This window comes from Mycobacterium sp. TH-M103 (assembly GCF_057473785.1).
This window is the reverse complement of record NZ_JBYCLG010000151.1, coordinates 1-13479: the sequence shown is the minus strand read 5'-3', so window position 1 is coordinate 13479 and position 13479 is coordinate 1. Positions and strand designations below refer to the sequence as shown.

Below are 13479 nucleotides of genomic sequence, written 5' to 3'. Positions count from 1 at the left end.
CAACGTGTTGTCGGACCCCGCCAAGCGCAAGGAGTACGACGAGACGCGGCGGCTGTTCGCCGGCGGCGGGTTCGGCGGGCGCAGGTTCGATGCCGGCGACTTCGGCGGCTTCGGTGCGGGCGGCGACGGTGTCGAGTTCAACCTGAACGACCTGTTCGATGCCGCGGGCCGTAGCGGCGGCGCCACCATTGGCGACCTGTTCGGTGGCCTGTTCGGTCGCGGCGCCGCGGCCCGGCCCAGCCGGCCGCGGCGCGGCAACGACCTGGAGACCGAGACGGAGCTGGACTTCGTCGAGGCCACCAAGGGCGTCGCGATGCCGCTGCGGCTGACCAGCCCGGCGCCGTGCACCAACTGCCACGGCAGCGGAGCGCGGCCGGGCACCAGCCCGAAGGTATGCCCGTCCTGCAATGGGTCGGGCGTGATCAACCGCAACCAGGGGGCGTTCGGTTTCTCCGAACCCTGCACCGACTGCCGGGGCAGCGGCTCGATCATCGAGCACCCGTGCGACGAGTGCAAAGGCACCGGGGTCACCACCCGCACCCGCACGATCAACGTCCGAATCCCGCCCGGGGTCGAGGACGGCCAGCGGATCAGGCTGCCCGGGCAGGGCGAGGCCGGGCTGCGCGGTGCCCCCTCGGGGGACCTGTACGTCACCGTGCACGTGCGCCCGGACAAGGTCTTCGGCCGCGACGGCGATGACCTGACGGTGACCGTCCCGGTCAGCTTCGCCGAATTAGCCTTGGGCTCGACGCTTTCAGTGCCCACGCTGGACGGCAAGGTCGGCGTGCGGGTGCCCAAGGGCACGGCCGACGGACGCATCCTGCGGGTGCGTGGCCGGGGCGTGCCAAAGCGCAGCGGCGGCAACGGGGACCTGCTGGTCACCGTGAAGGTGGCCGTGCCCCCGAACCTGGAGGGCGACGCCCAGGCGGCGCTGGAGGCCTACGCGGCCGCCGAGCGCGCCAGCGGCTTCAACCCGCGGGCCGGATGGGCGGGTAACCGCTGATGGCCGCGAATTCGAGGAACTCCGACCGGGAGTCGCGGACGTTCCTGATCTCGGTGGCCGCCGAGCTGGCCGGCATGCACGCGCAGACCCTGCGGACCTACGACCGCATGGGGCTGGTCCGGCCGCGCCGCACTCCCGGCGGGGGACGCCGTTATTCGGAGCGCGACGTGGATCTGCTGCGTGAGGTGCAGCGGCTTTCTCAGGACGAGGGGGTCAACCTGGCCGGGATCAAGCGCATCATCGAGCTGACCAACCAGGTCCAGGTGCTGCAGGCGCGGGTAAAGGAGTTGACCGACGAGCTGATGGCGTCGCGCGGCAGCCAGCGCCGCGACCTCGCGGTGCTGCCCAAGAGCACCGCGCTGGTGGTCTGGCAGCCCCGCAAACCCGGGAACCGTTAGGCGCGGATCGAGAACCGGGCCTGCGCCGGCTCGCCCGGTCGCGCGCACCGGTAGCCGCCGCGGCGCAGCGCGTCGGTCGGTGCGGTCATCGGCTCGAAGCACACCAGGTCTTCGGCGGGTGGGGCGAAGATTTGCGTGGCCGGATACCCACGCTCGAAGTGGACCTCCAGGCGGCGCCCGCCGCCGGACACCGCGAACACCGCGCCCTCGGGTACCTGATCGTAGGCGTCGTCAAAACCCTTGTCGGCCAACAAAATTTCCTGCTCCGGCTGGGTTTCCGTTGAGCCGGTGGGCAATCCGCGATCATCGAGGGCCAGGTGCCGCAGCGGCGGTGTCCGGATCGTCCATTCGGCGCGCGGCACCCCGGGCAGCTGCAGGTAGGGGTGGAAGCCGAAACACAGTGGGACCGGGGTGTCGCCGGTCGCGGTGACCGTGGTGGTCACCGTCAGCGTGCGCCCGGCCAGCCGCGCCGACACCGTCAGCACGTGCGGATACGGGAATCCGGCCAGCAGCCGCGGGTCGGCGCCGAAGTCGGCCTCGGCGGTCAGCTCGTCGCCCGATTCCGCCGTCACCCGCCAGCCCGGATAGGCGGCCATGGTGCCGTGGATGGGCAGCCCGTTGGGGTCGGCGCGCACACCGTTCTCCCCCGGCGTCAGCCGCACCGTCGCGCCCTCGGCGGTGTAGGTGTCGGCGCCCAACCGGTTCGCCCACGGGTACAGGATTGGGATGCCCATCGTCTTGCCGGCCTCGACGTAGGCGGTCAGGCCGCGCCGCTGGCCGAGCAGCTCCACCCCGTCGTCGGTCAGCGAGGTGCCGAGCATGCCGGCTCCCGGCACGAACCGGGCGGCGAGCGGCGAGGACGGGTCGCGCAGTGTGACGGTGTGCATGCCCTACCTCCGTCGACCTCGACTCACCCGGATAGTGGGTCGTGCTGGATGCGTTCCGGCGGAGCGCCTTTGGCGATCAGGGCGGCCCTAGTGGCCCGCACCATGTCCGGTCCCCCGCAGATCAGGATCTGCCGGTCGCCCCAACCACCGTATCTGGTCACCACGTCGGGCAGCCGGCCCGTCTGATGCACGTGCAGGCCGCGGGGCGGGGTGCAGTCGGGATAGTCGGCGGCCCAGGGCGGGTCGGTGCCGTATTCCGACACCGGCGAGACCGACAGCCACGGATTGTGCGCGGCGACCTGCCACAGGGTGGGCAGGTCGTAGAGCTCGCAGCGGTAGCGGGCCCCGAAGAACAGGTGCACCCGCGGGTTGTCGGCGTAGCGGCCGAGGTCCAGGATCAGCGCGCGCAGCGGCGCCAGGCCGGTGCCGCCGGCCACCATCAGCACGTCGCCGCCGTCCCGGTCGACGTGCAACCCGCCGTGCGGACTCGACAGCCGCCACCGGTCGCCGGGCCGGGTCTCGGCGACGACCGCGGTGCTGACCAGGCCGCCGGGGACTACCCGGACATGGAACTCGATCAGGCCGTCCGGGTCGGCCGGGATGGCCGGGCTCAGGTATCGCCAGCGGCGCGGGCACTGCGGGACCTGGGCGGTGACGTACTGGCCGGGGTGGTAGTCCATCGGGCGGTCCAGCCGCAGCCGCACGACCGCCAGGTCGCGGGAGGCCCGGATGTGCTCGACGACCGTTCCGTCCCACCAGGCGGGCCCCTCCTCGGCGTCGGCGGCACCGCTCATCACCCCGGTGATCAGGTTCAGCGACTGACGCGCTGCCTCCGCGACGGGCCCGGTCCAGGTCTCGCCCAGGTGGTCGCGCAGCGTGTCGTGCAGTGCCCGGCGCAGCGTCGCGTAGTGCGGCGCGGTGACGCCGTACTTGCGGTGGTCGCGACCGAGCTGGGCGAGGAAGGCCACCGGCTCTTCGGCGCGCCGCTCGACCAGCTCGCCGTAGACCCAGCGCAACGCCTGGGCGAAAGCGGCCCGCTGGCCGGCCATTTCGGCCGGGAACAGGTCGCGCACCGAGGTGTCGAGGGCGAACCAGTGCGTGTAGAACCGGTGGACGAGCCCGTCCTGCGCGATGGCGTCGCGCAGGACCCGCAACGCGTCGGGGTCCTCCAGGCTCACGGAGCCGAATTCTAGGCGCGCCGCGCTGCGCCGGCCTCAGCCCTGCGGGACGGTGTTGGCGGTGCCGGCGTCGACGACCTCGGGCGCGCCCCGGTGGTAGGTCACCCGGTCGCCGGTTCCCGGGGTACTCACGGCGTCGGCGCTGTCGACCGTGACGCGGTTCTCGTTTCCGGAGACGTTGGGGGTTGCGCAGTGGCCGGTGACCGTGATCGCGTTCGTCACCCCTCTCACCGACAGGTATCCGTCGTTGCAGGGGATCGTCTTGCGCGTGCCGGTGCCGCTGAGCTGTAACGTGCCCGCCCGGGGGACGGTCGCCGCGCGGCCCCACTTGAGCGAGGCGGACCCGCGCCTCCCACAGTTGCCTGCCGTAGACCCCCGCCAGGGTCAGCACCGCCACGACGGTGAACGCCTCGGGCAGCTCGATCCACAGCGCGACCGGTGCGACCGCGACCACGAACAGCGTCCACACGTAACCACCACCGGGACGGCAGTCCGGCCAGCCGGCCTTGGGAATGCGCCGCAGGGTGGGCGAGAGCCGCTGCTCGGGTTCGGCGGCGAATCCATCGACGAAACGTGCCACAATATTTAGACTTGAGCGGAACAGACTCAACCTTGACGGCGTTAGATAACGCGACAAGCATTTTGACCCGTAACCCGACCCGAACGGAGGCGTCGTGGACTCTTTCAACCCGACCACCAAGACCCAGGCGGCACTGACCTCGGCGCTGCAGGCGGCCTCGTCCGCAGGCAACCCCGAGATCCGGCCCGCCCACCTGCTGATGGCCCTGCTGACGCAGGCGGACGGGATCGCCGCGCCGCTGCTGGAGGCGGTCGGTGTCGAGCCGGCGACCATCCGCACCGAGGCCCAGCGGCTGCTGGACCGGCTGCCGCAGGCCAGCGGCGCCAGCGCCCAGCCGCAGCTGTCCCGCGAATCGCTGGCGGCCATCACCACCGCCCAGCACCTGGCCACCGAGATGGACGACGAGTACGTCTCCACCGAGCACCTGATGGTCGGCCTGGCCACCGGCGACTCCGAGGTGGCCAAGCTGCTGACCGGCCACGGCGCCTCGCCGCAGGCGTTGCGCGAGGCGTTCGTCAAGGTGCGTGGCAGCGCGCGGGTGACCAGCGCCGACCCCGAGGCCACCTACCAGGCGCTGGAGAAGTACTCCACCGATCTGACGGCCCGGGCCCGCGAGGGCAAGCTCGACCCGGTGATCGGGCGCGACAACGAGATCCGGCGTGTCGTGCAGGTTTTGAGCCGCCGCACCAAGAACAACCCGGTGCTGATCGGTGAGCCGGGCGTCGGCAAGACCGCGATCGTGGAGGGCCTGGCCCAGCGCATCGTCGCTGGTGACGTGCCCGAGAGCCTGCGCGACAAAACCGTCATCAGCCTGGACCTCGGCTCGATGGTGGCCGGCGCCAAGTACCGCGGTGAGTTCGAGGAGCGCCTCAAGGCCGTCCTGGACGACATCAAGAACTCCGCCGGGCAGATCATCACCTTCATCGACGAGCTGCACACCATCGTCGGCGCCGGTGCGACCGGCGAGGGCGCGATGGACGCCGGCAACATGATCAAGCCGATGCTGGCCCGCGGCGAGCTGCGCCTGGTCGGTGCGACCACCCTCGACGAGTACCGCAAGTACATCGAGAAGGACGCCGCGCTCGAGCGCCGCTTCCAGCAGGTGCTGGTCGGCGAGCCGTCGGTGGAGGACACCGTCGGCATCCTGCGCGGGCTGAAGGACCGCTACGAGGTGCACCACGGCGTGCGTATCACCGACTCGGCGCTGGTCGCCGCCGCCACGCTGTCCGACCGCTACATCACCGCCCGCTTCCTCCCGGACAAGGCCATCGACCTGGTCGACGAGGCCGCGTCGCGGCTGAAGATGGAGATCGACTCGCGCCCAGTCGAGATCGACGAGGTCGAGCGCCTGGTGCGCCGCCTCGAGATCGAGGAGATGGCGCTGGCCAAGGAGGAGGACGAGGCGTCCAAGGAGCGGCTGGAGAAGCTGCGCGCCGAGCTGGCCGACCAGAAGGAGAAGCTCGCGGAGCTGACCACCCGGTGGCAGAACGAGAAGAACGCGATCGACGTCGTCCGCGAGCTCAAGGAACAGCTGGAGGCGCTGCGCGGGGAGTCCGAGCGCGCCGAGCGCGACGGCGACCTGGCCAAGGCCGCCGAGCTGCGCTACGGGCGCATTCCCGAACTCGAGAAGAAGCTCGACGCGGCGCTGCCGCAGGCCGAGGCCCGCGAGAACGTGATGCTCAAGGAGGAGGTCGGGCCCGACGACATCGCCGAGGTGGTGTCGGCGTGGACCGGGATCCCCGCCGGCCGCATGCTCGAGGGCGAGACCGCCAAGCTGCTGCGCATGGAGGAGGAGCTGGGCAAGCGCGTCATCGGCCAGCGCAAGGCCGTTCAGGCCGTCTCCGACGCCGTGCGGCGGTCGCGGGCCGGTGTCGCCGACCCCAACCGGCCGACCGGATCGTTCATGTTCCTCGGCCCGACCGGTGTCGGCAAGACCGAGCTGGCCAAGGCGCTGGCGGAGTTCCTCTTCGACGACGAACGCGCCATGGTCCGCATCGACATGAGCGAGTACGGCGAGAAGCACTCGGTCGCCCGCCTGGTCGGAGCGCCCCCGGGCTACATCGGCTACGACCAGGGCGGTCAGCTGACCGAGGCGGTGCGGCGACGCCCGTACACGGTGATCCTGTTCGACGAGGTCGAGAAGGCCCACCCCGACGTGTTCGACGTGCTGCTGCAGGTGCTCGACGAGGGGCGGTTGACGGACGGCCAGGGCCGCACGGTCGACTTCCGCAACACCATCCTGATCCTGACGTCCAACCTCGGGTCGGGCGGCAGCGAGGAGCAGGTGATGGCCGCGGTGCGCTCGGCGTTCAAGCCGGAGTTCATCAACCGCCTCGACGACGTGATCGTGTTTCACGGCCTCGAGCCCGGCGAGCTGGTGGCCATCGTCGACATCCAGCTGGCGCAGCTGCAGAAGCGGTTGGCCCAGCGGCGGTTGCAGCTCGAGGTGTCCGACACCGCCAAGAAGTGGCTGGCCCAGCGCGGGTTCGACCCGGTCTACGGCGCCCGGCCGTTGCGCCGGCTCGTGCAGCAGGCCATCGGCGACCAGCTGGCCAAGATGTTGCTGGCCGGCGACGTGCACGACGGGGACACCGTCCCGGTCAACGTCAGTCCCGAGGGTGACTCGCTGATCCTGGGCTGAGTAACTAGAACTGGACCTGCGGCGGTGCCCGCTGGCCTTCCGGCGCCCGGTCGAACGGCCGTTTCTGTACGCCCGCCAGACCGGTGAAGAACATCCAGAGGATCGTCACCACCCGCTGGTTGGGGCCGGCCGCCGCGTCGTTGTAGTACTGACGCGCGAACGCCGGCTGGTTCTCGGTGTCGGCGAGCTGCTCATGCAGCTGCAGAAAGTTGGCCCCTGCGCCCGCGCCTTCTCGTCGACGCTGGTCTCCGGTGACCTCTTCGAAGACCGACTTCTCATGCGCCGCATAACCTTTGACGGTGTTGACCAGGTTGGGCACCAGGTCGGCCCGGCGGGTCAGCTGCACGGCGATCCCGCCGAGCGCCTCCTGGGCCTTGACGTCGAGGCGGCGCAGCGCGTTGAACGCGACGACACCGAGCACTGCCAGGGCCGCCAGCGCTCGGTCCACGGCAGCGTGGCCCGGCGCGGAAGCGGCACCCGCAGGTCGAGCCGCACGGTGACCGGGTTCTGTGGTGGCAGCGCCGCGGTGGTGACCGTGACGTGGTCGGTGCCCGCACCGGCGATCGCGCACGGGATGGACCCGGTCTCGTCGGCGGCGCACTGCACCAGCCCCGGGCGGACCGGGCAGGTCGATGCTCACGTGCGCGGCCGCGATCTTCATGGCCTGGAAGCCGACCACGTTGTAGTAGAACGACGCGGTCGGTGCGCTCGGGTTGGTCCCGGCGCGGTCGGCGGTTTCACCAGCCCCCCGGGCGTGCCGTCACGCGCCTGATGCGCGGTTGTGACCTGGTGGCATTCTCCACTCCGGCCCAAGAGCAGATAACCTACTTGGGATGGTTCCCCTTTGGTTCACGCTGTCCGCCCTTTGCTTCGTCGGCGCGGGCGTGCTGCTGTACGTCGACATCGACCGGCGTCGCGGCCGCAGCCGGCGCCGCAAGTCGTGGGCGCGGTCGCACGGCTTCGACTACGAGCGTGAGTCGACCGAGATCCTCAAGCGCTGGAAGCGCGGGGTGATGTCGACGGTGGGGGAGGTCGCCGCCCACAACGTCGTGCTGGGGCAGATCCGCGGCGAGGCGGTCTACATCTTCGACCTCGAAGAGGTGGCCACGGTGATCGCGCTGCACCGCAAGGTGGGCACCAACGTGGTGGTGGACCTGCGGCTCAAGGGGCTCAAAGAGCCGCGGGAGAACGACATCTGGCTGCTCGGTGCGATCGGGCCGCGGATGGTGTACTCGACGAACCTGGACGCGGCCCGGCGGGCCTGCGACCGGCGCATGGTCACCTTTGCCCACACTGCGCCCGACTGCGCCGAGATCATGTGGAACGAGCAGAACTGGACGCTGGTGGCCATGCCGATCGCCAGCACGCGCGCCCAGTGGGACGAGGGCCTGCGCACCGTGCGGCAGTTCAACGACCTGCTGCGGGTGTTGCCGCCGCTGCCGCAGGAGACCGCCTCGGAGTCGGGCGCGCCGGCGGGCCTGCGCAGTGCCTCGCCGAGCCGTCCGCTGATGCCGGCCGGACGCGGGGAACTGCCGCCGCGGCGGGCGCAGCACGACGTGGCGGGCCTGGTCGGTGAGGCTGGCCGGCGCGAGCCGGAGCCCGTGCGCCGCGACCAGCCCCGCACCGAGGGCCGGCCCGAAGGCGTGCACCGCCCGCCGCCACCGGTCAACGGCCGCGAGGCCTCCAACTACCAGCGCTGACCGCGCCGGTCGCTCATGTCTCGCCCCGTAGCCCTGATCACCGGGCCCACGTCCGGGATCGGTGCCGGTTATGCCCGCCGCTACGCCGCCGACGGCTACGACCTGGTGCTGGTCGCCCGCGACGCCGACCGGCTGGCCGCACTCGCGGCGGAGTTGAAGACCGAGGCGGGCGGTGTCGACATCCTGTCCGCCGACCTGTCCGACGCGGCCGAGCGCAATGAGGTTGTCGACCGGCTCGCCGGGGGGGTGCGGGTGCTGGTGAACAATGCCGGATTCGGCACGTCGGGGGAGTTCTGGGCGACGGATCCCACGCTGCTGCAGGCGCAACTGGACGTCAACGTCACCGCGGTGATGCAGCTGACCCGGGCCGCGCTGCCGGCCATGCTCGCCGCCGGTGCGGGCACGGTAATCAACGTGGCCAGCGTGGCGGGGCTGCTGTCCGGGCGGGGGTCGACCTACTCGGCGTCCAAGGCCTGGGTGGTGTCCTTCAGCGAGGGCCTGGCCGGCGGCCTGCGGGGCACTGGCGTCGGCGTGCACGCGGTGTGCCCGGGGTTCGTGCACACCGAGTTCCACGAGCGGGCGGGAATCGACATGGCCCGGCTGCCGTCGTTCCTGTGGCTCGAGGTCGATGACGTGGTCGACAAGAGCCTCGCCGACGTCTCCGCCGGCAAGGTGGTCAGCGTGCCCGGGCTGCAGTACAAGGCGCTCGTGGCCGCGGGGCGGATGATCCCGCGGAACCTGGTGCGCGCGGCGGCGAGTCGGGTCGGGGGCGGCCGTGGACGAAGCTGACCGCGCGGAGCTGGCCGAGCTGGTGCGGCGCCTGTCGGTGGTGCACGGCCGGGTCACGCTGTCGTCGGGCAAGGAGGCCGACTACTACGTCGACCTGCGCCGCGCCACGTTGCACCACCGGGCGTCGGCGTTGATCGGCACCCTGGTCCGGCAGCTGACCAGCGACTGGGACTACGCGGTGGTCGGCGGCCTGACCCTGGGCGCCGACCCGGTGGCGACGGCCGTCATGCACGCGCCCGGGCGGCCGATCGACGCGTTCGTCGTCCGTAAGGCCGCGAAAACCCATGGTATGCAACGACTTATCGAGGGTTCCGAGGTCGCAGGGCGGCGGGCGCTGGTGGTGGAGGACACCAGCACCACGGGCAACTCGGCGCTGACGGCGGTGCATGCCGTCCAGGAGGCGGGCGGCGAGGTGGTGGGTGTTGCCACCGTGGTGGACCGCGCCACCGGCGCCGCCGAGGCCATCCGCGCCGAGGGGCTGCTATACCGCAGCGTGCTGGGCCTTGCCGATCTGGGGCTGGGCTAGGCGGCGAGCGGGGCTATGCACCAATCGTCACACCTGCCGCACGGGCCTCTGGCGTGGGCGGCATTCGTTGTGCCCGCCTCGCAGCGACAATTCCCTCCCGCTCCGATTTGTCGCTGTGAGGCGGGCAAAAAGTCGACCGTTCCTGGCCAGTGGCGCATGTGGCGAACGTGACTGATGCGCTTTAGATTCCGGTCGCCGAAGCGCGCCGCGAGCGCCCTCCTCGTCATCGCCGCCTGCCTGGCCGGCTGCTCGAGTTCCGCCCATCCCGTCCGCCCCTATGGCGCCGAAGGGGCGCGGTTCGGCGAGTCGCTGGCGTTGCTGGGCTGGAACATCGGGGTGTCGAACCTGCGCTGGTCGGAGGACTACGTACTGATCGACGTCGACGCCAGCGTCGCGTCGCCCAACAGCCCGCACGCAAGACCGGAGGACATTCGCTTCGGGCTCTACGGGGCGCTGGCGCACCCGCTGGAGGCCACCGCGCTGGGCAGCTGCGACAGCGCGGTCAGCAGCGGGCGGCAGATCCCCTCCCCGCTGTCGGCGCCGCCCGACCGGCTCACCGGCACCGTGTGCCTCGGCCCGCAGAAGGACCGGAGCCAGGTCCGCGGCGTGTACGCCTACTCGCCGCGCGACCGCATCCCCAAGACGTCGGCGGCCTACCCTGCGGCGTTCCCCGTGGGGCTGATGCCGACCAACGCCAACGACACCGGCCTGGTCGTCAAGACCGTCAACCTGTCGGCCTGGCACGCCGACGGCACCCCGGTGACCAGGGCGCAGCTCGGTGACCCGGCCGCGTTCACCGGCAACGGCTACATGCTGCTGGGGCTGGAGGCCACCGCCCTCGCGGACCGCTACCGCGACGACTCCGCCAAGCGCGGCGGCCCGATGATGCTGCTCGCCTCGCCGACCCTGCCCGCTCCGGGGCTGAACCCGGCCTGCTCCGCGTACGGGTCGTCGGTGCTGATCCTGCCCGATGCCTCGCTGGACGCGGTGCACGTCGACGCGTCGCTGTGCACCCAGGGCGACATCAACGAGGCGCTGCTCTACGCGACGGTCGCGGTCGACGGCACCCACGCCGGCGTGTGGACGCAGCGATGAACGAGCCCGGGCCCACCGAGTGGGGGGCGCCGGCCGCCGGCGTCGGGCCCTGGCCGGGCGAGCCGCCCGACGACCCGCGCTACGACCCGATCCTGTTGCGCGACGGCGACACCCGCAACGTCGTTGACGCCTATCGGTACTGGACCCGGGAGGCGATCATCGCCGACATCGACACCCGCCGCCACCCGTTGCACGTGGCGATCGAGAACTTCGGCCACGACGCCAACATCGGCTCGGTGGTGCGCACCGCCAACGCCTTCGCGGTGCACACCGTGCACATCGTGGGGCGGCGGCGCTGGAATCGCCGCGGCGCTATGGTGACCGACCGCTACCAGCGGCTGTGCCACCACGACCGAACCGGCGAACTGCTGGAGTTCGCGGCGGGCGCCGGGTTGAGCGTCGTCGCGGTGGACAACGTCCCGGGCGCCGTGCGCATCGAGGAGGTGGCGTTGCCCCGCGAGTGTTTGCTGGTGTTCGGTCAGGAGGGGCCGGGCATCACCGACGACATTCGCGCCGGCGCGTCGATCGCGGTGTCCATCGCGCAGTTCGGCTCGACGCGCAGCATCAACGCCGGGGTGGCCGCCGGGATCGCGATGCACGCCTGGATTCGCCAGCACGCCGACCTCGATCGCGCGTGGTAGCAACCAGGATTCACGCTCAACTCCACAACGTGACGTGTACCTTGGGGCGGAACCTCGTCACCCCGACGCCGGACCCGCGGATCATCGCCTGCGTGCACCGGGGTGTGGTGATGAAGCGCACCAGCTCCGACACGGCGGGCTGGCGAGCCGCCGGCGCCAGGGTCGCCGCGCACCATTCGCCCGAGCGGTCCAGCCCCGGCCCATTGACGTGCACCAGCCGCCCGGCGGCCAGGTCCTTGGCCACCGCGAAGCCGATCGCCAGGCTCACCCCGCCGACCCGCTGCACCTCCTCGAGCGCGGCGGCGTCGCTCTGGAAGATCCGCTGCTGTGACTCCGGAATCTCCAAGGCGCGCAACATGACCGCGATCTCACCGTCCACTCCGCCCGCCGACGGCCCCAGCATCCACTGCTGGGCACGAAGCGCCGCGGCAGTCGGAAAACCTTTGGCCAGTGGGCTTTTCGGCCCGACGACGGCGATGATCTGATATTTCAGGAAGGCTCGCACGAAGATCGTCTCGTCCGAACCGACCGAACCGGCCGGGCCGATCGCGATGTCCACGGCGCGCGAGCAGATCAGCTCGCGGAACCGGCTGGTGGGGTGCACGCTCAACTCCACCGACAGGTCGTCGGCGCGCGACGAGAACAGCTCGATCAGCCCCGGCGCGGCGTGCTCGGCGAACGCCGACGACGCCGCGATGCGCAGCAGGCGGCGCCCGTGGGCCGCCTCGGTGACTTCGATGGCGGTCTGCTGCTGCAGGCCCAGGATCTCCACGGCGCGGCTGGCCAGCCGCAGGCCGCCGGGCGTGAACGCCAGCCCGGCACCGGTTCTGGTGAACAACGGGTCGTCGAGCTCCTTGCGCAGCGCCGCCACGTGCATCGAGATCCCGGCGTCGGAAACACCCAGCTCCGCGGCGGCGGCCCGCACCGATCCCAGCCGAACCACCGCCGAATAGGCCCGAAGTTGAGCCGGAGTCATGGGTATGAGCCTACGTTGGAACCCGTGCGGGAAGTGCTTGCTCAGCTGATGCCGATCTGGCGTGCCGGTGCGACCGCGGGGCTGGGCACCGTCGTGCGCACGCTGCGGTCGGCGCCGCGGCAGCCGGGCGCGTCGATGCTGGTGGCCCCCGACGGCTCGGCGACCGGATCGGTGTCGGGCGGCTGCGTGGAGGGCGCGGTCTACGAGCTGGCCACCGAGGTCGCGCACACCGGGACACCGCGACTGGAACGCTACGGGGTCAGCGACGACGACGCGTTCGAGATCGGTCTGACCTGCGGCGGCATCATCGACGTCTTCATCGAGTCGGTCTCGCGGGCAACGTTTCCCGAACTTGGGTCGATCGCCGAGGACGTCGCGGCGGGTCGTCCCGTGGCGGTCGCGACCGTCATCGCCCACCCCGACGCGGCGTGGGTGGGCCGCCGGCTCATCGTCAGGCCCGACGCTCTGTCGGGGTCTTTGGGCTCGCCGCGCGCCGACGCCGCGGTCACCGACGACGCCCGCGGCCTGCTGGCGCTGGGCCGCAGCGAGGTCCTCGAGTACGGGCCCGACGGCCAGCGCCTCGGCGACGGCATGGAGGTCTTCGTCTCCAGCAACGCCCCGCCGCCCCGGATGCTGGTCTTCGGGGCGATCGACTTCGCCGCCGCCCTGGCCCGGCAGGGGTCGTTCCTGGGCTACCGCGTCACGGTGTGCGACGCGCGCGCTGTGTTCGCCACCCGGGCGCGCTTCCCGTCGGCCGACGAGGTCGTCGTCGACTGGCCGCACCGATATCTGGCCGCGCAGGCGGCGGCTGGCGCCGTCGACCGGGACACGGTGATCTGCGTGCTCACCCACGACCCGAAGTTCGACGTCCCGCTGCTCGAGGTGGCGCTGCGCCTGGACGTCGGCTACGTCGGCGCGATGGGATCGCGCCGCACCCACGACGACCGGATGGACCGGCTGCGGGCGGTGGGGCTCACCGACACCGAGCTGAGCCGGCTGGCCAGCCCCATCGGGCTGGACCTCGGCGCGCGCACCCCGGAGGAGACCGCGGTCTCGATCGCCGCC

General features: G+C 71.5%; 14 protein-coding genes. 9 read left to right on the top strand and 5 right to left on the bottom strand.

What is annotated here, in order from left to right; translation table 11 throughout:
- Together dnaJ and AC2VOR_RS08440 are read left to right on the top strand one after the other, a co-directional pair.
- Window positions 1–1003: molecular chaperone DnaJ (dnaJ, locus tag AC2VOR_RS08445; RefSeq protein ID WP_486963595.1), on the top strand; the 1003-nt coding region annotated here is incomplete at its 5' end.
- On the top strand, window positions 1003–1401 hold the full coding sequence (locus tag AC2VOR_RS08440; RefSeq protein WP_369740952.1) for a heat shock protein transcriptional repressor HspR: 399 nt from the start codon (window positions 1003–1005) through the stop codon (window positions 1399–1401). The genes dnaJ and AC2VOR_RS08440, both read left to right, overlap by 1 nt.
- Here the strand turns inward: AC2VOR_RS08440 and AC2VOR_RS08435 are convergent.
- From AC2VOR_RS08435 to AC2VOR_RS08425, 3 genes are read right to left on the bottom strand one after another with little or no spacing between them, the layout of a single operon-like run.
- Entirely contained in the window at window positions 1398–2288 is an 891-nt protein-coding gene (locus AC2VOR_RS08435) for an aldose 1-epimerase (RefSeq protein ID WP_369740951.1), read from the bottom strand. The two genes, AC2VOR_RS08440 and AC2VOR_RS08435, sit on opposite strands and share 4 nt — an antisense overlap.
- A gap of 23 nt (window positions 2289–2311) precedes the next feature.
- A complete protein-coding gene (locus tag AC2VOR_RS08430) occupies window positions 2312–3466 on the bottom strand; it encodes an FAD-binding oxidoreductase (protein ID WP_369740950.1) in 1155 nt (384 codons plus the stop codon).
- 36 nt (window positions 3467–3502) lie between these two features.
- Entirely contained in the window at window positions 3503–3688 is a 186-nt protein-coding gene (locus AC2VOR_RS08425; protein ID WP_369740949.1) for a DUF3060 domain-containing protein, read from the bottom strand.
- A 452-nt stretch (window positions 3689–4140) separates the two neighbouring features.
- Between AC2VOR_RS08425 and clpB the strand changes: the two genes are divergently transcribed.
- Window positions 4141–6687: an ATP-dependent chaperone ClpB gene (clpB, locus tag AC2VOR_RS08420; protein ID WP_369740948.1), complete on the top strand. Its 2547-nt coding sequence runs from the start codon at window positions 4141–4143 to the stop codon at window positions 6685–6687.
- A 4-nt stretch (window positions 6688–6691) separates the two neighbouring features.
- On the opposite strand, the gene AC2VOR_RS08415 is transcribed toward clpB, so the two are convergent.
- Window positions 6692–7135, bottom strand: coding sequence for a LemA family protein (locus AC2VOR_RS08415; protein ID WP_369740947.1), 444 nt, complete (start codon window positions 7133–7135; stop codon window positions 6692–6694).
- A 385-nt stretch (window positions 7136–7520) separates the two neighbouring features.
- Between AC2VOR_RS08415 and ttfA the strand changes: the two genes are divergently transcribed.
- From ttfA to AC2VOR_RS08390, 5 genes are all read left to right on the top strand, one after another.
- Window positions 7521–8387 (top strand): trehalose monomycolate transport factor TtfA, encoded by an 867-nt coding sequence (gene ttfA, locus AC2VOR_RS08410; protein WP_369740946.1) that lies wholly within the window; start codon window positions 7521–7523, stop codon window positions 8385–8387.
- A gap of 15 nt (window positions 8388–8402) precedes the next feature.
- Window positions 8403–9176, top strand: a complete 774-nt coding sequence (locus tag AC2VOR_RS08405) for an SDR family NAD(P)-dependent oxidoreductase (protein ID WP_369740945.1) — start codon at window positions 8403–8405, stop codon at window positions 9174–9176.
- Complete coding sequence (gene pyrE, locus AC2VOR_RS08400) at window positions 9163–9702, top strand: orotate phosphoribosyltransferase (RefSeq protein ID WP_369740944.1); 540 nt, start codon at window positions 9163–9165, stop codon at window positions 9700–9702. Before AC2VOR_RS08405 ends, pyrE begins: the two co-directional genes overlap by 14 nt.
- Window positions 9703–9876: 174 nt before the next feature.
- Window positions 9877–10797 (top strand): hypothetical protein, encoded by a 921-nt coding sequence (locus AC2VOR_RS08395; RefSeq protein ID WP_369740943.1) that lies wholly within the window; start codon window positions 9877–9879, stop codon window positions 10795–10797.
- Complete coding sequence (locus tag AC2VOR_RS08390; RefSeq protein WP_486963594.1) at window positions 10794–11438, top strand: TrmH family RNA methyltransferase; 645 nt, start codon at window positions 10794–10796, stop codon at window positions 11436–11438. Before AC2VOR_RS08395 ends, AC2VOR_RS08390 begins: the two co-directional genes overlap by 4 nt.
- A gap of 16 nt (window positions 11439–11454) precedes the next feature.
- Here the strand turns inward: AC2VOR_RS08390 and AC2VOR_RS08385 are convergent, their stop codons facing one another.
- Window positions 11455–12414 carry a LysR family transcriptional regulator gene (locus AC2VOR_RS08385; RefSeq protein ID WP_369740941.1) on the bottom strand — a complete coding sequence of 320 codons (960 nt, stop codon included), beginning with the start codon at window positions 12412–12414 and terminating at the stop codon, window positions 11455–11457.
- A 24-nt stretch (window positions 12415–12438) separates the two neighbouring features.
- Between AC2VOR_RS08385 and AC2VOR_RS08380 the strand changes: the two genes are divergently transcribed.
- Window positions 12439–13479: XdhC family protein (locus AC2VOR_RS08380; RefSeq protein WP_486963593.1), on the top strand; the 1041-nt coding region annotated here is incomplete at its 3' end.